The 21,007-nt window shown below is 59.2% G+C and carries 14 protein-coding genes; 9 read left to right on the forward strand and 5 right to left on the reverse strand.

The features are described from left to right. Positions 1-5: 5 nt before the first annotated feature. From IPM89_13935 to IPM89_13950, 4 genes are all read right to left on the reverse strand, one after another. The gene (locus IPM89_13935; GenBank protein QQS53919.1) at positions 6-380 is read right to left on the reverse strand and encodes a response regulator; all 375 of its coding nucleotides are present in this window, start codon (positions 378-380) and stop codon (positions 6-8) included. Between the two features lie 49 nt (positions 381-429). Further along, a complete protein-coding gene (locus tag IPM89_13940; GenBank protein ID QQS53920.1) occupies positions 430-753 on the reverse strand; it encodes a hypothetical protein in 324 nt (107 codons plus the stop codon). A 168-nt stretch (positions 754-921) separates the two neighbouring features. Continuing rightward, the gene (gene mnmG / locus IPM89_13945; protein ID QQS53921.1) at positions 922-2,820 is read right to left on the reverse strand and encodes a tRNA uridine-5-carboxymethylaminomethyl(34) synthesis enzyme MnmG; all 1,899 of its coding nucleotides are present in this window, start codon (positions 2,818-2,820) and stop codon (positions 922-924) included. Positions 2,821-2,825: 5 nt separating this feature from the next. Then, positions 2,826-3,800, reverse strand: a complete 975-nt coding sequence (locus IPM89_13950) for an ABC transporter substrate-binding protein (protein ID QQS53922.1) — start codon at positions 3,798-3,800, stop codon at positions 2,826-2,828. 304 nt (positions 3,801-4,104) lie between these two features. Here IPM89_13950 and IPM89_13955 point away from each other — a divergent pair, with 304 nt between their 5' ends. From IPM89_13955 to IPM89_13970, 4 genes are all read left to right on the forward strand, one after another. Then, complete coding sequence (locus tag IPM89_13955) at positions 4,105-4,848, forward strand: phosphoadenylyl-sulfate reductase (protein QQS53923.1); 744 nt, start codon at positions 4,105-4,107, stop codon at positions 4,846-4,848. 221 nt (positions 4,849-5,069) lie between these two features. After that, complete coding sequence (locus IPM89_13960) at positions 5,070-6,224, forward strand: adenosylcobinamide amidohydrolase (protein ID QQS53924.1); 1,155 nt, start codon at positions 5,070-5,072, stop codon at positions 6,222-6,224. Next, positions 6,215-7,183: a cobalamin biosynthesis protein CobD gene (gene cobD, locus IPM89_13965; protein QQS53925.1), complete on the forward strand. Its 969-nt coding sequence runs from the start codon at positions 6,215-6,217 to the stop codon at positions 7,181-7,183. The genes IPM89_13960 and cobD overlap by 10 nt, the downstream gene beginning before the upstream one ends. A 34-nt stretch (positions 7,184-7,217) precedes the next feature. Beyond that, positions 7,218-8,312, forward strand: a complete 1,095-nt coding sequence (locus IPM89_13970; GenBank protein ID QQS53926.1) for an aminotransferase class I/II-fold pyridoxal phosphate-dependent enzyme — start codon at positions 7,218-7,220, stop codon at positions 8,310-8,312. Between the two features lie 101 nt (positions 8,313-8,413). Here IPM89_13970 and IPM89_13975 read toward each other — a convergent pair whose 3' ends face one another. Further along, entirely contained in the window at positions 8,414-8,833 is a 420-nt protein-coding gene (locus tag IPM89_13975) for a DsrE family protein (GenBank protein QQS53927.1), read from the reverse strand. A gap of 217 nt (positions 8,834-9,050) precedes the next feature. On the opposite strand from IPM89_13975, the gene IPM89_13980 reads away from it, so the two are divergent. The 5 genes from IPM89_13980 to IPM89_14000 all read left to right on the forward strand — a co-directional run bounded on the left by IPM89_13980 (position 9,051) and on the right by IPM89_14000 (position 20,885). Further along, positions 9,051-11,549 (forward strand): GNAT family N-acetyltransferase, encoded by a 2,499-nt coding sequence (locus tag IPM89_13980; protein ID QQS53928.1) that lies wholly within the window; start codon positions 9,051-9,053, stop codon positions 11,547-11,549. Between the two features lie 563 nt (positions 11,550-12,112). Beyond that, positions 12,113-14,764 (forward strand): anti-phage defense ZorAB system ZorA, encoded by a 2,652-nt coding sequence (gene zorA, locus IPM89_13985; protein QQS53929.1) that lies wholly within the window; start codon positions 12,113-12,115, stop codon positions 14,762-14,764. A gap of 6 nt (positions 14,765-14,770) precedes the next feature. Next, positions 14,771-15,493, forward strand: a complete 723-nt coding sequence (locus tag IPM89_13990; GenBank protein QQS53930.1) for an OmpA family protein — start codon at positions 14,771-14,773, stop codon at positions 15,491-15,493. A gap of 1 nt (position 15,494) precedes the next feature. Then, the gene (locus IPM89_13995) at positions 15,495-17,123 is read left to right on the forward strand and encodes a hypothetical protein (GenBank protein QQS53931.1); all 1,629 of its coding nucleotides are present in this window, start codon (positions 15,495-15,497) and stop codon (positions 17,121-17,123) included. A 3-nt stretch (positions 17,124-17,126) separates the two neighbouring features. Beyond that, positions 17,127-20,885 carry a restriction endonuclease gene (locus IPM89_14000; protein QQS53932.1) on the forward strand — a complete coding sequence of 1,253 codons (3,759 nt, stop codon included), beginning with the start codon at positions 17,127-17,129 and terminating at the stop codon, positions 20,883-20,885. Positions 20,886-21,007: the final 122 nt, after the last annotated feature.

The raw sequence follows: 21,007 nt of genomic DNA on the forward strand, positions 1-21,007 counted from the left end.
GATTTTTAGCCTGCTTCCGCCAGCAACTCGCGAACGCGTTCCACCACTTCCTGGGTCGAGAAGGGCTTGGTGATGTAGTCATCCGCGCCGAGCGCCAGCCCTTTTTCCCGTTCGACCTCGCGGCCCTTGGCGGTCAGCATGACGATGCGGACGCTCTTCCAGTCCGGGTTGGCGCGAATGGCCTGGCAGACTTCGTAGCCGTTCTTGCGCGGCATCATCACATCGAGCAACACCAGATCGGGTTGCTCGGCGGCGATGGCGGCTAGCGCGGCCTCGCCGTCCGCGGCGGTCCGTACCTGGAACCCCGCCTGTTTCATCAGGAATTCCAACGAGAGGACGATGTTTGGCTCATCGTCCACCACCAAAATCTTGTTCGCCATATCCGCTCCCCTGAGCAACCAGGACTTTTTCAGTTCGCCATCGCCAAATTCATGGCTTTTCCGCGCCGCCACGCGTCACGCCGCTCTCTCGGGTCGCCGGCGATGGGTCGGTCTTCTTGCTGGGTTCGTCCTTGCTTGGAACGGCGCTGGCCTTGGCAACCGCTTCCCAGAATTTCTGCACCATTTCCATCGAGTGGAACTGGGCGGGTAACAGCGGTTTTAACAGGCCGAGGGAGTCGAAGTTGATCACGCCACGCTGCACGTTGTCGCGCAGGACCTGCATCATCTCGTCGTGTAGGGGTTGGACGTTGGGCAAGCCCAGAAACTCGCGCATTTCCTGGGCGGTGGCTTCAACGCTGACATTGACTTTCATCGAGAGGCTTCCTCGTGCATCGGGATCGCGGGTCTCGCCACCGAAGGCTGAGTATGGAGGCGGACTACTGAATTCTGGGAAAGAATAGCAGGAATAGCGTTCCCGGTCTTCCGGTCGGACGAGGCGCGGGCAACTTTCCGTTGGGTCCCACAGAGCGAAGTCGATCTCTCAGCCGTCGCCAGCGGCATTTTGGCGGCCCCGGCCACGCTTGAGGTGCACCAGCAGCAGGGAAACGGCGGCGGGGGTCATGCCCGGAATCCGGCCGGCCTGGCCCAAGGTGTGAGGCCGGTGGCGCTCCAGTTTCTCCCGCACCTCCCGCGACAGGCCGCGCACCTCGGCGTAGTCGAGCGTCGGTGGCAAGCTCAGGTGCTCCTGGCGGCGCTGGCGTTCGATTTCCTCGCGTTGCCGCTCGATATAACCGGCGTACTTGGCCTGGATCTCCACCTGTTCGGCGACCTGGGGATCAGGTTCGCCGGGACCGATACCGGGCAGGCGCATCAGGTTTTCATAGCTCACCTCGGGTCGGCGCAACAGTTCGGCCGCGCGGCTTTCCCGGGCCAGCGGCCCGCCCAGCAGCCATTCGGCATCGGTTTCGGCAAGCTGGCCAGGCCGCACCCAGATTTCGCGCAGCCGCTGGCTTTCCCGTTCGATCGCTTCATGTTTGGTTTCGAAGGCTCGCCAGCGCACGTCATCCACTAAACCCAAGCGGTGGCCGATCGCGGTCAAGCGCAGATCGGCGTTGTCCTCGCGCAGCAGCAGGCGATATTCGGCGCGGCTGGTGAACATCCGGTACGGTTCGCTGGCGCCACGGGTGATCAGATCGTCGATCAGCACACCAAGGTAGGCTTCGTCGCGGTTCGGCCACCACGGCGCTTCGCCGCGCGCGAACAGGCCGGCGTTGAGGCCGGCGAGCAGCCCCTGCGCGGCGGCTTCCTCGTAACCGGTGGTGCCGTTGATCTGGCCGGCGAAGAACAGACCTTGAATGGAACGGGTTTGCAACGAATGGTCGAGGTCGCGCGGGTCGAAAAAATCGTACTCGATGGCGTAGCCGGGCCGGGTGAGATGCGCGTTTTCCAGGCCCCGGATCGAGCGGACCAGAGCGTGCTGGATGTCGAACGGCAGGCTGGTGGAGATACCGTTGGGATAGATCTCGTGAGTCTGCAAGCCTTCCGGTTCCAGGAAGATCTGGTGCGAGTCCTTGTCGGCGAAGCGGTGGATTTTGTCCTCGATCGACGGGCAGTAACGCGGCCCGACCCCTTCGATCACGCCGGTGTACATCGGTGAGCGATCCAGGCCGCCACGGATGATGTCGTGGGTGCGCGAGTTGGTTTGGGTGATCCAGCAGGACACCTGCGGCGGGTGTTCGTCCACCGTGCCGAGATGGGAAAACACCGGGCAAGGGTCATCGCCCGGCTGTTCGGTCAATGGCGAGAAATCGATGCTTCGCCCGTCCAGGCGCGGCGGGGTGCCGGTCTTGAGTCGGCTGACCCGCAGCGGCAGTTCGCGCAGCCGGGCCGCCAAAGCGTTGGCTGGCGGATCGCCGGCACGGCCACCCTCGTAGTTCGTCAGCCCGACGTGGATGCGTCCGGCCAGAAAGGTGCCGGCGGTGAGCACCACCGCGCCGGCGGCAAAGCGAATGCCGGTCTGCGTGATCACGCCGGTCACCCGTTCGCCTTCGAGCGTCAGGTCGGCGGCGGCCTGCTGGAAGACATGCAGGTTCGGCTGGTTCTCGATCAGGGTCCGCACCGCCGCCCGGTACAGCGCCCGGTCGGCCTGGCAGCGGGTGGCGCGCACCGCCGGCCCTTTGCGACTGTTAAGGATGCGAAACTGAATGCCGGCCCGGTCGGCGGCGTGGGCCATGACGCCGCCGAGGGCATCGACCTCCCGGACCAGGTGACCCTTGCCGATGCCGCCGATGGCCGGGTTGCAGCTCATCGCGCCTACGGTTTCGATGGTGTGGGTCAGCAGCAGGGTGCGCAGGCCCATCCGTGCCGCGGCCATGCTGGCTTCGGTGCCGGCGTGGCCGCCGCCGATCACGATGACGTCGAAGGGTTCGGGGTAATGCATGACGGTCACTCCGGCAGTGGTAGTTGCACGGCGTAATTGGACACCGGCAACGCCACGGTAATCACGCCCTCCTTGGCGAGAAAGTGGGCAAAGCGCTTGTAACGGACTTCGTCCAGCGCCGCTGGCCGGCGCGCCAGGTGCGGCAAGGTATCGCGCCAGATACGTCGATTCAATTCGTTGTCCAAGTCCTTATGGTTGGCGATGAATGCGTGCCAGGCGTCGTCGGGGTGGTTGACGATGTAGAGCGTCGCCTGCTCCAGCGCGGTCAGAAAGCGCCGCGGCCGAGGGTCGTTGAGCCGGTCGCGGGCGGCCACCAGCACCAGTTCGTCGTAGGAGGGTACGCCTTCTTCCTCCGGATAGAAGGCCCGACCCGGTTTTTTGGCCAGGTCCATTTGGTTCAATATGACATTGCGGGATACGCCGATCACCGCATCCACCTGTCCCGACAGCAGCGCCGACGACGGCGAGGCGCCGACATCGACCAGGGTCACCCCCTCCGGTTGGAGCTTCGCTTGCGCCAGCAACGTCTTGAGCAGTGCCTTCTCGAATCCCGTTACCGAATAGCCGAGCTTGCGGCCCTTGAGCTCGGCCAGGGTTTTGATTGGACCCTTTTGCAACACGACCAGCGCGTTCAGCGGCGTGGCCACCAGCGTGCCGATGCGTTTGAGCGGCAGGCCGGCGTTGACGTGGATGTGCAACTGCGGTTGGGAGCTCAGCGCCAGATCCGCCTTGTTGGCGGCGACCAGTTTGGACGGGTCGTTGGGGTCGATCGGCGTTTGTAGTTCGACCTCCAGATTCTGAGCGGCGAAAAAGCCTTTTTCCAGCGCCACCACCAGTGCGGCATGGTCGGGATTCACCAACTGATCGAGCATCACGATGAGCTTGTTCTTGGCGGCGCTGGGTGGGTCTGCGGCTCGGGCGGCTAGTGCTAGAACAGTCAACCCAAGCAATAACAGCAAGGCGCGAACAGCTTTTGACATGTCATTCATCCCATCCAATCATTGATCGATTCCAGTATTCAGGAGGGCTCGCAAGATGCGAGCCATGGCGCGGACCGGTCATTCTTCAACTTGTTTTGTAAGGCGGTCAAGGTGTGCGGTCGGGTTCAGAAAATCTTGGCCGTGGCGTGATCACCGGCGCGACTCATTATAAAAAAAGGGAATAAATATATAGATATTAATTCCTTTTGGATTTATAGAGTTTGTTGCTAATTTATCGACGAAAAGTCGGGCATGCGAGCAAGCGCTTCCCTATCCTTAGTCGGAACGAACAAGGAAACACGCGATGAATCAGGCACAGGAGCAGACGGACGTTCATGTTCAGGGAACTGCCGCGCACCCGTGGTTCGATCTAGCGGAAATGAATCGCGAACTGGCCGCCGCGCCCGCCGAGCAGCGGGTTGCCTGGGTACTGGAGAACTTTCCCGGCCGCGTCGTGTTGACTTCCAGCTTCGGCGCCCAGTCGGCCGTTTGCCTGCACATGGTCACCCGTCAGCAGCCCGATATTCCGGTCGTATTGGTGGATACCGGTTACCTGTTCCCGGAAACCTACCAATTTATCGATGAATTGTCCGAACGCTTGTCATTGAATCTCCAGATCTACCGTGCCGAACTCAGCGCGGCCTGGCAGGAAGCCCGTTATGGCAAGCTGTGGGAACAGGGCTTGGAGGGGATCGAGCGCTATAACGGGCTCAACAAGGTCGAGCCGATGCAGCGGGCGCTCAGGGAACTGGAGGCGGCGGCCTGGATTTCCGGGCTGCGCCGGCAGCAGGCCAAGAGCCGCCAGCACCTCGACGTGCTGTTATGGCGCAACGGCCGCTGCAAGCTCCATCCCCTGATCGATTGGACCGACCGCGATGTCTACCGCTACCTGAGCCAGCACCATTTGCCGTATCACCCGTTGTGGCATCAGGGCTATGTCTCTATCGGCGACACTCATACCACCCGACGCTTGCTGGACGGCATGAGCGAGGAAGAAACCCGCTTCTTCGGCCTCAAGCGCGAATGCGGTCTGCACGAGCATGTCTGACGGATCATGTTTACGCGGCTTGGATCACCGAACTCGATCACGATAAGCCGAACAGCTGCGCTTTGGCCATCGGCGCCGAAATTTCCTTGAGCATGGCTTTCGCGCTGGCATTTCCATCCGCGGATCGGCGAACATAACGGCTTGCCGGGCCTGACGGGCACCGGTGATCCGATCACCCAAGGGTGACGCTTTCCGCCCCGCCTTTGCGCTTGAGACCCGGGATGCTGCTCAACGAAACCGACCGCCATGCCCTGCGCCGGCAAGGCCGCTTCCTGTTCGCCACCTTCAAGCAACCGCACCGGGTGCTGAGCACCTGCCGGATCAACGGCGGGCTGCGCGAAGACCTGACCCACATCGCCAATCACCAAAGCTGCGAGGCTGTCGCCCACACCGTCCGCCATGTCTCGGTGCTCGGCCAGGGTCCGGACGCCTACCATGACCTGGCCTGCGCCGAAGCCGATTTGCCCCCCGCCACCACGGCACTGATGAGCACCGCCGCCAACATGCAATGCGCGGTGGTGGCGCGCGCCGCCCACGCGGAGCTGGCGGTGCATGTCGCCGCCACCGCCGGGGTGCTCGGCAACGCCACCCGCGCCGGCGACCCAGCCGGTTGGCACGAATGCCCGGACGGCAGCGTGCGGGTGGAACGGGCCGTCACCGAAGCGCCGCCCGCCGAGGCCGGTTCCGGCACCATCGTCACCCTGGTGTTGATCAACCAACCCTGCACGGCGGCCTGTCTGGTCAAGGCGGTATCCGTGGTCACCGAGGGCAAAAGTACGGCCCTGCTCGACCTGCGAATGCCCAGCCTGCAATCGCCGGGATTGGCCACCGGCACCGGCACCGATCAACTGGCCATCGCCGCGCCGCTGGCGCGCGCCGGCGAGTGGGAGCGGCACTGGGCCAGCGGGCACAACACCTTGGGCGAACTGCTGGGGCGGGCCACCCACGATGCGGTCACTCGCTGCCTGTTGTTGCAGAACGGGCTGTGCCCGGAACTGCGGCGCACGATCTGCGGCGCCCTGAGCCGCCATGGTTGCGACGAAACCACCCTGCGCGCCTGTGCCGTGGCCGAACTGGACGCCGGTTTGGCCCAACTGTTCGCCGATAATCTGCCGGCGCTGCTGCATGACCCGCAGAGCGCCGCCGCCGCGTATGGTCTGGCCGAAAGCGTGGATCTGGCGCGGGCCGGCGTGCTGCACCTGGAAGTGGCGCGGGAAGCGATTCTCAATCAGGCCGCGCTACTCGCCGCGACGGTGGCGGTGAAACCGGAGCGATTCGCCGAGTTCCGCGAGGTACTGCGCGGGCGGCGGGACGCCGAGCCGGGCACGCTGGCGGCGTTGGCGGTGGTGCGGGGATTCGCGCGTAAATGGACCTAGTAGGCGCCCACTTCGCGCTCGTCCTGATCGCTTGCCTGCTCGATGCCGGGTTCGGCGATCCGGTTTACCCGCTGCACCCGATCCGCTTGCTGGGAGTTTGGAGCCTGGCGTGGGAGCGACGACTGTTCGCCGCCGGCCTGAACGGCTATCTGGGCGGCCTCCTGCATTGGTTGCTGGTGGTCGGCGGTGCCTTGGTGGCCTGGTGGGGGGTGCGGTGTGGTCTGGGCTGGTTTCATCCCTGGTTGGCCTGGGTCTGGGATGTGTTCCTGGCCTACAGTCTGTTGTGCATGCGCGATTTGCTGGTTCACGGCCGGCGGGTGCTCGATGCCCTGGAGGATCTTCCCACCGCCCGGCGACGCTTGGGTATGTTGGTGGGCCGGGATACGGCGGCGCTGCCGCGCGACGGCATCGTGCGCGCCACCATCGAAAGCCTGTCGGAAAACCTGACCGACGGCGTGCTGACCCCGCTGTGGGCTTTGTGTCTGTTCGGCCTGCCGGGGCTGATCGTGGTCAAGGCGGTGTCCAGTCTCGATTCCATGGTTGGGCATAAGAATGCCCGTTACCAGCGCTTTGGCTGGGCCGGGGCGCGTTCCGACGATTTGGCGCACTGGCTGCCGGCCCGCCTGTCGGTGCCGCTGGTCGCGGCGGCGGCGGCCTTGCTGCGCTTGCATCCAGGATCGGCGTTCCGGGCCGCGTGGCGCTATCACGCCCTGCTGCCCAGTCCCAACTCGGGTTGGAGCGAAGCCGCTTGCGCCGGCGCTCTGCGGGTGCGGCTGCTCGGGCCGATTCGCTACGGGGGAATATTGGTTACCGAGGTGTACATGGGCGATCCCGCCTGGCCCGCCGACCTGGACGGCGCCGATCTGCGTCGGGCCTTGCGGTTGATTCGGGTCTGCGATTTGCTGGCGGTGGCCATCGGTCTGACACTGGTTCCGCTGCGCGTGTTGCTGCCGTGGTGAGCGAACGACCGATGCCGCTTAAGGGGGGTGCCTTGTGAGTCAGGCCGCGCACGGCGGCAGAATCGACCTGGCGTGCCGGACCTACGGCGGCGAAGCGCGGGACTGGCTCGATTTCAGCGTTAACCTCAATCCCTACGCGCCGCCGCTGAGCGCGGAAAACTGGCGGCGGATCGGCGCCGCCGCCGGTTGCTACGGCGATCCCGCGGCGCGTGAACTGCGCGAGCGCCTGGGCCGGTATTATGCAGTGCCCCCTCGTTGCGTGTTGCCTACGGCCGGCGGCAGCGAGGCGCTGTATCTGGCGGCGCGGCTGTTCGCGGGCGAAACCGTGCTGGTGGCCGAACCCGGCTTTAGCGATTACGCCCGGGCGGTGGCGGCGGCGGGCGGAGTGACCGTTCTTCACGATCTCTTTCACCCGCGCGCCAACGGCGCTCCCGCGGCCATCCTCGCCCGGCTTGATCGCGCCATCGCCGTCCACCGCCCGGCCTGCGTGCTGTTGGGCAACCCCAACAATCCGACCGGTCACGGTATTTCCGCCCGCGAACTGGGTGAACTCATCCACGCTCATGACTGCGCCTGGATCGTGGACGAAGCCTTCAGCGAGTTTGCCGGCGCGGACCCGCCGCATTCCCTGCTGCCGCAACTGGCGGCGCTGCCTCGTCTGCTGATCGCCCGTTCCCTGACCAAGAGCTTCGCCATGCCGGGCCTGCGGATCGGCTTTCTCGCCACGGCTTCGCGCCCCTGGCTGGAACGCCTGGCGGACCTGCAAGCACCCTGGAGCGTAAGCAGTCTGGCTCAAACCTGGGGCGAGATCATGCTGGCCGCTGACTCGCGGATGGCGTTGGAAAAAGGGTTGCGCCGCCTCGCCGGAGCGCGAGTGCGCCTGCTTGCCGGACTCAATATGATCGACGGATTACGACCGTATCCCAGCGCCGCCAATTTCATTCTGGTCGAGATCATGGCCGGGCCGCCGGTCGCCGAGCTGGCGGAGCGCCTGGCCGCGCGGCGCATCCTGATCCGTTGCGGCGATTCGTTTCACGGACTGGCGCCGGGCCGCTTCTTCCGAGTGGCGGTGCGCCGGTCCGCCGATAATGCCCGGCTGCTCGCCGCTCTGCGCGACGGCCTGCCGTGAGGCGGTGTTCAATGGGAAATGGTTCGCGGACGGCGGCGGAAGGATCGAATGGTTTGGCTCGATCCTTCCGCGCAACTGGCTACGGCAAGCGCTGGCCAGGATTACCAGGTCAGGGTTTTCGTGTCGTCCTTGAACAGGGCGCCGCCGGTCAGCTCGGGCTTGCCCACCTGAATTCCCGGTAGCAGGTCGGCTTCCGCGACGCCGTAATGTTTCATGCACATCGGACAGGCGATGACCACGCCGCCCTTGCTCAGGATTTCGCCCAGCTTCTTTTGTGGTTCGCCGTATTTCGTGGCGTTGGCCTTGGCGCCGACGAAAACGCCCTTATCGTTCAGAAAAACCGTCAGCGGGTGTCCTCGCTCCATTTGCGCCTTGCCGAAGGTGATCGCCATGTTGGCGCGATGAGCGTCGTCGGTGGTCATGTTCACGAACAGTGGGTCCGTGTCTCCGGCGAATGCCGGCGCGGCGATACCGCCGACCAGCAGCGCCACGACGACCAGCAGATTTTGTAACGCTTTCATCCATGCCTCCTCATTGAATGATTTTGGATAAACAGTCATGACAGACTCATGTCTGTCGGCAACGATTATATCCATTGAACGAAACCCTCGCTCACCTTGCGGGATTTCATCAGGGTTCCACCGCCGTCCGGCCGCTTACCGGGATGAGCATCCGCCACCGTTGCATTTCGCGTAACCACGCCGTATACCCGGACCATCCAGGCCAGGAGTTACGACGATGCCGACCCATCTTTCACGGTATTTGTTCGAACCCGCCTCGGTTGCGCTGATCGGCGCCAGCGAGCGGCCCGGCTCGCCGGCTGCGGCCCTGACCCGCAATCTGCTGGCCGGCGGCTTCAAGGGCGATCTGTTCCTGGTCAATCGCCGGCATCGGCGCGTGCAGGGCGTGTCGGCCTTCCGGCATCTGTCCGAGCTGCCGCGCGCCCCGGAACTGGCGATCCTCGCCACGCCCGCGAGCACTTTTCCCGCGCTACTGGCCGAGTTGGGCCGGCGCGGCACCGGGGTCGCGGTGGTCGTCAGCGCCGCCGATTCGGGTAAAACCCATAGGGCGGCGGACCCGCATTCCGCCCTGCTCGCGGCGGCCAAGCCGCATGGACTGCGCGTGCTTGGCCCGGACAGCTTCGGCCTCCTGGCGCCGCGCGTCGGCCTCAACGCCTCGCTCGGTCAGTGCTTCCCGCCGTCCGGTCATCTAGCCCTGGTCGCCCAGTCGGGGATGGTGTTGACGCCGGTGCTGGAATGGATGGCCAACCGAGGCATCGGTATCTCCAGCATGGTCGCGCTGGGCGCCGGCATCGATGTCGGTTTCGCCGAATTGTTGGATGGATTCGCCGACGACCCCGATACTCGGGCCATCCTGCTGTATCTGGAAAGCTTCCCCGTGGGCGCAACAGGAACGGGAGTGGAAATCGCCCGATCCTTCCTGTCGGCGGCGCGGGCGGTGGCGCGGGTCAAACCGGTGCTGGTGGTGCGCGCCGGTCGCGGCGACGATACGGCCTCGCATCGGACCGACGCCGTGTACGACGCCGCTTTTCGCCGGGCCGGAATGTCACGAGTGCAATCGTTGCGCGAGCTGTGCTGGGCCGCCGAGACGCTGGCGTTCGAGCTGCCGGTGCGCGGCGACCGGCTGGCAATCGTCGGCAATAGCCGAGGGTTGGGTTTACTGGCTGCCGATACCCTGCTGGCGGAAGGCGGGCGACTGGCCCGGTTCGGGAGCGCGGCCGAGGCGGCGTGGCGCCCGATCGTGCCGGCCGGCGCCACGCCCGATAACCCACTCGATCTGGGCCGCGATGCGGGCCGTTCCCGGTTCGCCGCCGCTCTGGACATCCTGCTGGACACAGCGGAGATCGACGGTGTGCTGGTGCTACACGCGCCGAACGCCCTGGTTTCGGCCGATGACGCCGCCGCCGCCGTGATCGAGGCCATCGACCGGTACCGTGCCGGCGGCGGCCAAGGGCCGGGCGTGTTGGCCTGCTGCTTGGGTAGCGACAGTGCCCACGCCGCTCGACGACGCCTGCGGGCGGCGCGCATTCCCGCCTACGACACGCCGAACGATGCGATCCGGGCTTTCATGCAACACTGGCATTACGAGCAAAACCGGATTGCGTTGCTGGAGACGCCACCGGATCGCTCGGAGCTGTTCGATGCCGACCCCACCACCGCGCGCCGGATTCTTCGGCAAGCGCTGGCGGAAGGTCGCGAAAGCCTGAGCGCTGCGGAAACTTCGGCGTTGCTGACGATGTATGGCATCTCGTCGCAAACGGCGGAATCGGGTTCGACTGCTCAGCCCACCGTGCCAGCACTGCTGGATCTGGCGGTGCATGTGGTCGTCGATCCGGTGTTCGGGCCGGTGCTGCTGCTGGGACTGGGCGGCAGCGCCGCCGCTTTGTCCGACGAGGTCGTCGCCGTGCTGCCACCGCTCGATCCGGTATTGGCACAGGCAGCAATCGCGCACACTCGAGTCCAGCGATTGTTGCAAAGCGCCGACGCGGGCAAGGATGGCTTGTTGGACGGTGTCGTCCTGTTGTTGGTCAAGGTGGCGCGACTGATCGTGGATCTGGCCGAGATCGTCGAATGGGAACTGAACCCGATCTCGGTCACCGCCGTCGGCGTGACGGTGGGCACCGCCAGGGTCCGCATCGCGACAGCCACGGCACCACCAACTCACGACCGGCTGGCGATTCGACCCTATCCTCGGGAATTGGAGGAAACCCTGTCGTTGCCGGACGGCTCCACGCTATGGATTCGCCCGGTGCGACCGGAGGACGAATCGACCTTTATCGCCGGCTTCGCCCGGTTGTCGCGTGAAGAGGTACGGATGCGGTTCATGTATGTGGTCAAGGAATTAACCCATGTCGATGCTGCCCGCTTGACCCGGATCGACTACGATCGGGAAATGGCGCTGGTGGCGCTGCGTCAACGAGTTGGGGAAGCGCCTGGGATCTGTGGCGTGGCGCGATTCAGCCACGGCTTTGATCGCGCGCGGGCGGAATTCGCCATCGTACTGTTGCGTGACGCCACCGGCATCGGCCTCGGTAGCTTGTTGTTGCGCCGGCTGATCGAGCATGCCCGCGGTCAAGGTATCCGCGAGCTGTTCGGGGAAGTCCTGCGGGACAACGAGCCGATGCTGAAACTGTGCCGGGCGATGGGCTTCACCGTCCGGGCCTGCCCCGACGATCCCGGCGTGACGATTGTCACCCTGCCGCTGGCCGGCGCATGACCGCCGTCTGGAGCGCTGATCGGTTTGATCTGCGTCAAATTGAAGGTTATCTGTTTTTTTAAAGCGTTAGCTTGAGCGGTGCTGGGCTTCAACGGCTCCAAAGCAAGTCGCTCGACCACCGAAAACGGGTATCCTAAGGGCATGAAACCACCCTCACCACGGTCTTGCCCGAAGTACGGGCAATCTCTAGCGCCACTAAATTCGAGCAACCGTCTACAACGGTTCCCGGCTCCTCCATCAGCGTCAGTGCTGTGGGCTGGTGTTCTCTAAAACCACGGGGCCGCCGATGGCGGCACTGAAGTCGCCACTGAGCAAAGTGGCGACGGTCGCGATGAAGGACTGGGGTTGCGCGCCACGGCGTGCGTGCTGAATGTGTACAAGAACACCCTTTTGTGTGTCCTCACTGGACGACTGGTGTGGTGTCATCTGTCGCGTTGGTTGAGTGCCTGTTTTGCCTAATAGGAAGCCCTCACGACGACCTGAAGTTCGGGTACAGGTCATTATTGGGACTGTTCGAACCCGATACCCTTTACCCAGATAAAAACCAAAAAAGGCTATAAGCTATGCCCAGTTTTTTTGAATACATTAATTCCTATACGAATGCGAGCTTTGGAATTCAGCTTCCATTTCATGCAATCATTATTGCTATTTTTATTATTGTTCTTTTTTTAGCATTTATTAGTTTTTATTGTGTCCCTGCATTATTGCTATGGTTTAGATTATGGCGATTAAGAAAAAATTTAATGCTATTCAAAAAGAACAATTTATTAGAGTATCCAGTTGAGTTTTTCAAACAAAGTAGTCTATTCGAGCATCTATGGGCTGAGTATCAAGAAACTCTACATGAACAACGCACAATCAACCCTCAAACAGGCATTGAAGAAATCGCAGCCATTCGTTCCACGACCCCCGCAGAGGTATTTTTTGGCTCAACCACTTTAGTGGATGGACAATTACATACTGAATTTTTCAAGCATTTGCCAGGAATTCTAACGGGTTTGGGTATTATTGGTACTTTTCTTGGTCTCATCCACGGTCTGCAAGCTTTTCATGTTGACAAAGACACTGAAATCGTTCGTCAAAGCCTTGATCAATTGTTGCGTGGAGTTTATGAAGCATTCATGGTTTCGATGGCAGCTATTGCTTTAGCAATGATCGTAACACTCTTTGAAAAATTGCTGCTTTCTACACTCTACCGAAAAACTGAAGATCTTTGTTTTCTTATTGATAGCTTCTATGCATCAGGATCTGGCGAAGAATATCTTGAACGACTTGTTAAATCTTCTGAAAATTCTGCCAGCCAAGCAAGCATCATTAAAGATGCTTTGGTTAAAGACCTCAAAGAAATCTTGAGTGAAATTACTCAACAACAAATTCAATCTACTCTGACCAATCAGCAACAATTAAGCGAGCAATTTAGAGAAAGCATTCTGATTAGCCAGCAACAATTAAATGACCAATTTAAGGAAAGCATTGAAGCAGGTATCAGCCAACCTCTCCAGAAAATTGCTGATGGCTTCAATAATCAACATAAGAGGACGGGCGATGATCTCAGTAGCGCCCTAAATGACGTATTTGCTGCTTTCACGCAGCGCTTACAAGATCTGTTTGGCGGACAAACGACCGGCATCTACGAGCTACAACAGCAAACAGTTGAAACCCTGCAAGCGACGGCGCAGCAGTTTCAACAGATGACCACTCAAATTGATGCGGCCGGTCGCAATACAACCAGCACCATGACTGAAACATTGGCCGAAGCGATGAAGGCGATGGAATCGCGTCAACAAGCGATGAATGAACGCATGATGGAGTTTATCGGACAGATCCGGACGATGAGCCAGACGGGTCAAGCTGAGACCGAGCAAAAACTTCAGACACTACTCGATGATTTAGGCCAACAAATGACTCGCACGGTGGCCGAACTCCAAGTACAAAGCCGGGCGGCCAATGACGATCACCAAGGCCGGCAACAGCAGATGGCCGAAGCGACCATTACCGCGATCACCCGGTTATCTAGCGGGGTTGAGACTTCGTTGCAAACCATGCAGGGACAATTGACCGGGATGCTGGATCATCTGGAACAGCAGACCCAGAACACCACGGCCCAAAATACCGAACAGCAACGGCAATTGGCGCAACAGAATCAACAGGCTGTGCAAGCTTTAACCAGTAGCGTCGATCAGACCGTCAGCAAGGTTTCTGAACAGACCGCCGATATGTTGGCGAAATTGGCGAGCACCGTGGAAAGCCAGCAAGCCACGATTGCCGATGTAGTGACCAAGATGATGGCGGAACTCCAAGCACAAAGTCGGGCGGCCAATGACGATCACCAAGGCCGGCAACAGCAGATGGCCGAAGCGACCATTGCCGCGATCACCCGGTTATCTAGCGGGGTTGAGACTTCGTTGCAAACCATGCAGGGGCAATTGACCGGGATGCTGGATCATCTGGAACAGCAGACCCAGAACACCACGGCTAATCAACAGCAGCAACAACGCGAGTTAACCGTACATCAACAAAAGGCGATTGAAACCTTAACCGCTAGCGTCAATGACACGCTAGGCAAAGTCTCGATTGAAACGACCGGGATGCTCATCAAGCTAACCGCTTTGGTCGAAAGTCACCAACAGGCCGCCGCTGACGCGGTGCACTCCATCCAGACCGTCATTACCCAAATGAGCGAAGTCACCACCTCCGCTCTGACCGGGATGAACCAGGGCGCTGAAAATTTGATCCACGCCACCCGCGACTTTAGCCAAGCCGGGCAAAGTGTCGCAGGCGTATTAGACAAAGCCGCAAACATCACCCACCAACTGGCGCAATCCGCAGACGCCCTCTCGACCGCAACGGAGGGGATTGAAACCCTGATGGGCGATTACAGCGCAGTGCGCCAGCAATTGAACGACATGCTCCAGGCGTTGAAAGGCACCGTCGAAGCGGCCCGCAAGGAAGCCTCCTTGACCGCCGATATTTTGAGTCGGATTGATCACGCCACCCAGAAGCTGGCGACCGCACAAAATCAGGCAGATCACTATCTCGGCCAAGTGAGTGAAGTACTGGAAGAAACACATCAAACATTTGCTTCCAGTATGCGCGGTACGCTTAAAGAGGCTAACCAACAATTCTTCCAACATCTGACCGATGCCACCGCGCTGCTGCGAGGTTCCATTGAGGAACTCGATCTCGTGTTGGGCAACGTCTCCACCCGGAAATAACCGACCATGCTGGGAGCACGCATCGTCCTCAAAAAGGGCAGACGGGATGAGGCGGAAAAACCCTTTTGGATTTCCTTCGCCGATTTAATGACGGCCTTGATGGTGTTGTTTTTGGTGGTGATGAGCGTCGCACTGCTTTCCGTCACCAAGACCGTCAGCGAAATCGAACGCCTCAAGGCGCAACGGGAGCGCGACATCAACGCCCTGCTGGAAAAAGTGAAACAGGCCACCGATCGCTATCCGGGGGTCATGGTCGATAAGAACCGCAATGTCATTGACTTTGGCGACCGCGCCCGCTTCGATACCGCCAGCCATCAGCTCAATCCGGAACAGGCCCGACTCCTGCGCGCTTTTGTGCCAGAAGTGTTGGCCATCGCCCAGGATGACTTGGGCCGCCGCTGGCTCAAACGCATCGTGGCCGAGGGATTTACCGACCAACGGGGCACTTATCTTTACAACCTCAACCTTTCGTTGCAACGCAGCCAGCGCGTGTTGTGCGTCCTGCTGGCACCCCCGTTTCCCGATGAAGTCCCCATGACGCCAGACCAATTGGAGCAGATTCGCGAACTGTTTCTGGTGGGCGGTTATTCCTTCAATTCGGCCAAAGCCTCTTTCGAGGAAAGCCGTCGTATTGAACTGCGACTGGAATTTCTGAGTATCGGCGAGGAGCGTCCCTCCAACGAAGGGATTGCCCGTGGCAATTTCGGTCCTTGCGCCTTGGGAAATTAACATGGAACCCATCGAAGACCTCCGGCAAGCGTTACGCTCTATCAACGATACTGCATTTCAAGGTCTGTATTTTGATCATCGCCCGATTCAGCAGGAAGTCAAAAAGCTGGAATCACGGGTTAACCAGCCCGATGCCAGTCCACCACTGGATCGAATCGCAGAAGCGATGGCAAAGTTACTTTCGACGGGGCATTTGGACGACTTTCGTGATCTTCGCGTTATCAGTTTCGGCGCTGCCACGCCATTGGGAACCTATCAAATCCGCCTGATCGAAAAAAAAGATCATTTTCCGAAGTTGTTAAACAGCATCGATCACTATCGCGACCGACCGAGAGCCTTTCGACGGCTCTATCGTGGCCTGCTGGCGAGTTACTTTCAGTATGACCCACAAGCCCCCTATGCCAAAGACGCCGGCCCTAATCACTGGAAGCGCCTGCGCCAGTATCTGAATGATCATATCGACGGCTTGCAGACAGCAGGGATCGACCCCGACTGGATTGCGGTTCTCCAAGAGCACCGCAATCTGCTGACCGATGATCCGTGCAGCCGTTACGGCGAAGCATTGTTGGATGGGGCCAGCGATGCGTTCGAGGAAGCGGGGCGACAACTCGGCTTTTCGGGAACCTCATGGGTGACCCGTGCGGTCGTCGCTGCCCGTATCGAGGCTGCTGTCCGTCGCTCTGATCACGAATTCAAAGCGTATTTGCCGGAATTGCTCAAGTTGCTGAATGAACCCCGCCATGCCTCCTTACTAAATGCCAGGTTGGCCCAATTGCTTGAGCGCTATGCACATACGCAACCCGTGGTGATCCACCACGAATTACGTAACTTTGCGGTTGAACACTGGAAAAACCCCTGGCTCCCAATCAATGAAAACCGCTGGGCGCTGGTTTCCGAATTGACCCGAAAGATGGTTGGCAGTTGGCTCAAGCTCGATTTGATGAAAAGCTTTTTTGAGTTACTTTCTGCTGACGGTAGCAATGATAGCCGACGGCTCGATTTCTGGATTCGCTATATCGATGAAATTAACGATATGTATTTTGCGCTGGGACGTTATGCGACCAAAAATCAGGAAGCTTCGTTTGTCGCTATTCGTAAAAAAATGGCCGGACGTTTGCTGCGTTTATCCGGCACGGGGCGGGAGAATAACGCCTTCATTATGACGATGGGTAACACGGTATTTGTCGAGTTTGGAATGCAAGGAAATGCCGCCTATGTCTACCCCTTATCAGAGCTTCCTTTTGAATTAGACGGTGTGCGTGACATCCATTTGAAAGCACTGAAGGATACCCATGCAGGTGATCGACTTTATCACAAGGATAACGTGCATAATTACAAGCATTGGGAGCAACGTTTCAATGCCCATCTCTATCAGCAATTTGGCATCCGTGTTTCAAGTCCTGGAGAGATTCCCGAACCATGGCGATCCGGTTCCTATTACACGACCCGCAACGACACTACCCTTCAAATTTTTTGCCAAGCATTCAAGCTCACGACAGAAGAGGCCCGACCGCTTGGCGGTTATTTGTGGATTAAAGCCAATGACCAAACCTCGATTATCAATCAACAACTTCGGGCTTGGGGTTTTAGCTATCGTGCCGGTCGCGGCTGGTTTCGCATCGGAGAATAAGCCATGAAACTACCCTGGTTTCGCCGCAAAGCCCCTCATGAACCGGTAAGGTTCTGGTATCGCGCCTGGACAGCGGATGGCGTCGCCGTGGTGCGCGACCGGCAAACACTGACTTCAGGGCTGGAAACCGCACAATCGCTGGATGCGCCCGATTTGGCAGGCTTGCTTGAGCAACTGGAAGATGAAGGCTTCGCTTGGCCGATGGAGGGCGGAGTGCTGATTTCTTGGGAACAGGTTTACGCTCTCCAGGCACATCAGGGTTTTGCTGACAGCCTCCCCCTACTCGAACTTCCGCCGGCGACCTCTGCCAGTCCAGTCCTGAAATCGCACCATTCCCTGGCCGATCCACATTTCGCCATCACCGTGGGCGGTTGGCACGACGGTTTCGGGCGCACCCTCCCCATCAAAAAGGTTCACGGTGCCGTCATTCAAACCACGGACGGCGAGGGATTCTTGTCTCAAGCCGCCTGGGTTACGCTCCATCACATCAGCACCTTCCAACATCGGGCGGAAACCGAGCGCACCGACCTGTTTCATCGGCGGCAATGGGGCATCATTCGCCAAGCGGCCTTGGCAGCGAACGCGCGACTCGATGACTTTCTCTACCGAACCGTCGTTATCACCCCGGAAAAGCTCGACATTGGCTTGCGGCACACCGACGTCAGCGGTACGCGGGTCGTGGAAGTCTCGCCGAGTTTTTTCGGGGCGCCAGAAAACTGGTTGGAAGTTTTTGACACCTACCGGGAAGTTCCCAACCGGTACGATTTCCCCACCCCGGAAGGCATCCTTCAGGTACTGGTCATGCCCGAAGTCAAAACCGTACTGAGTCAGATCAAACGGTTGGACCGGCGACGAGTGACAGGCAGTCGGGCCGAAGCCTTTGTCGTCAATCCGTTTGCGGCGCTAGGCGAAGACGCCGCCCGCGTCATCGATCCCGAACAGTTCGAGCGTGAACGCGAACGTGCGGGACTGGTGTTCGACCGCTTCTTTGCGGACATCCATACGGATGCCGTGGGCTATCCCGAACAAGTAGGGTTGCGTATTGAAGCTGCACAGCGCACCAACGCCACCGAGAGTGAAACCCGCCTGTTCCGCGATGATGCCGAACTCGCAGCCTTTATCAGCACTGTTGAGCAGGCGCTGAACCAGCAACGCCAAGTCTGCGCCTGGAGCGGCTTTGAGTTCGAGTTGTTGGGCGATACGCCCAGCGAGATTGCACGGCTGCGTGCGGCCCTGATGGAGCGGCAAACCCCGCGGATTTTGGTGAACTATGCCCATATTTATGATCTGAGCCGCTACAGCGCCCGCATCGAGGATATTGGCATCGAGAAGCCTTATTACTCGCCTTATATCGCCAAAAAGAACGACGATGAAGGTTGGTTTCCCGACAACATTCTTCCGCTGCTCTCATTTCTGCCGGAGGGCGCCAGCGAGCCGGTGATTATCCCGTTGACCTCGCAAGTACGGGAACTGTTTGAAACCAAGCTTCAAGAAACCAAGGCCAGCGGTCAGACCAGCTTCCAGATCAAGGGCTTTCCACAACCGATCCCGGTCCGCGAAGCCGAGGCTATTCTGCAAACCTTCACCGAAGTATTGAGTGATGCTCGCCAAGCAAGCTTCGATCCGACCCAAGTCAAACGGCCTTCCAGTGAACGCCAAGAAAGGCGGCTTATCCTCAAGGGCAACATTCAAGGGATTGATTATGAAGAGGCGCGTCGGGATATTTTGCAGGCTTATTCAACACTTCCAGCACTCCCCAAAGCATTGCGTGAGGATATCCGACTCCTCGATCACCAGTGTGAGGGCGTGGCCCGACTTCAACATCTGTTTCAGAAGTCGCCCGAATACTGCCGGGGGGTGATTCTGGCCGACGATATGGGCTTGGGTAAGACGCTGCAACTTTTAACGCTCATCGCATGGGCCTTTGAACAACAAGTTGATTTGGAACCAGCTCTGATCGTAGCCCCCGTGTCTTTGCTGGAAAACTGGGAAGAAGAGACCCAGAAATTCTTTAAGCCCAACGGTTTGCCAGTGCTGACGTTGTATGGATCATCCATCCAGGCGCTGCGGGTCCCCCGCGCCAGCATCGACATCCAACTGGCAGAAGAGGGACTGGTGAGGTTTCTGCGGCCCGGTTGGCGGCAAGGTGCACGACTGGTATTGACCACTTATGAAACCTTGCGCGACTTTGAATTTTCGTTTGCCGAAGAAGACTGGTCGATCATGGTCTGTGATGAAGCACAGAAGATTAAAAATCCTAATACTCTGATGACCCGCTCTGCTAAAAAGCAGAAGGTCCGCTTCAAAATCGCCTGCACCGGTACCCCAGTAGAAAACACCTTGGCTGATCTCTGGTGCCTATTTGACTTTATTCAACCGGGCTTGCTCGGAGCGCTCAATGACTTTGGTCGCCGTTATCGCCGGCCCATTGAGGCAAAAACCGACGAAGAATTGGCGCGGGTTGAGGAGTTGCGAACACGGATCGATCCACAAGTCATCCGACGCACCAAAGCACAAGTTGCTAAAGATCTGCCTCAAAAGATCGAACGGGATTACCGCATTCCACTTTCGACCCACCAACGGGCGTTGTACGCCAATGCAATAGACTTGTTCCGCCAGCGCGATAACCCCAATGTTGTCGTACCCTTCAAGAATCACTTGGGTTTGCTCCACTACCTGAGACTGATTTGCACCGATCCACGTCGTCATGGAATGGATGTCTTCAAACCAGAACCTTTGGCGGAATATCGCGACAAAGCACCTAAATTACATTGGTTACTGGAAACCTTATTACCCATTCAGCAACACGCCGAGAAAGTCATCATTTTCTGCGAATTCCGAACGATCCAGCGGTTACTCAAATACTACATTGAGCAGATGTTTGGCTTTTCCCCAGACATCATCAATGGCGATACGAAAGCCTCCAGTAAGGCGATGGATAGTCGGCAAAAACGTCTCAAGGCTTTTCAGGCCAAAACCGGGTTTGGCGCCATCATTCTATCGCCGGTCGCGGTCGGCTTCGGTGTGAACATCCAGGCGGCGAATCATGTTATCCACTATACGCGGCACTGGAACCCCGCTAAAGAGGATCAGGCCACCGATCGGGCCTATCGAATTGGCGCGACCAAAGATGTGCATGTTTACTACCCGGTGATCCATGCCGGCGATTTCACGACCTTCGATATGAAGTTGCATGAACTGCTTCAGCGTAAACGGGAACTGGCGCGGGATATGTTGAATGGCACGGGGGAAATTACCCCCAGTGATTTTGATCTTGCCGACGTAATCCCGATAGGCGATGGCCTTCCCTTTGATGCCAAATTAACACTGGATGATGCGTTACAAATGCGCCCGGACTACTTCGAGGGCTTGGTTGCGGCGCTCTGGCAACAGCGGGGGTTTCTGGAGGTTCAGCGCACTCCAACCAGTGGCGATCATGGAATTGATGTGGTGGCCATTCGCCGGCCACAGGGCGAGCTGATCCAGTGCAAGACCTCTTCCCTTGAAAATGCGCGACTCGGGTGGGACGCGATCAAGGATGTGGTCACCGGTGCAGCGACCTATGAACGACGCCACCCGGATGTCACGTTCAAAAGAGTCTGTGTGACCAATCAGTTTTTCAATGCCACAACCCAACGCCATGCAGAGAACAACCATGTCGCTCTCTATGATCAGCAGCACCTTGCGCAGCTCTTGAAGGATTACCCGGTACGGTTATTGGATGTGGAGCGATTCCTGTATACCGAATGGAATCAGGTGTAGTTTTTACGGGCTAAACATCAGGCGCCTGAACCACCTCGACTTTCTCGGAGGCTCCAACTCTTGAGAGGATGGAACCATGAATATCGACAAAGTGTTCCTCTGAAGTACAGGATCGGGTGGTT

The sequence above is a fragment of the Candidatus Competibacteraceae bacterium genome (genome assembly GCA_016699715.1).
In the GTDB taxonomy this organism is placed as follows: Bacteria; Pseudomonadota; Gammaproteobacteria; order Competibacterales; family Competibacteraceae; genus Competibacter.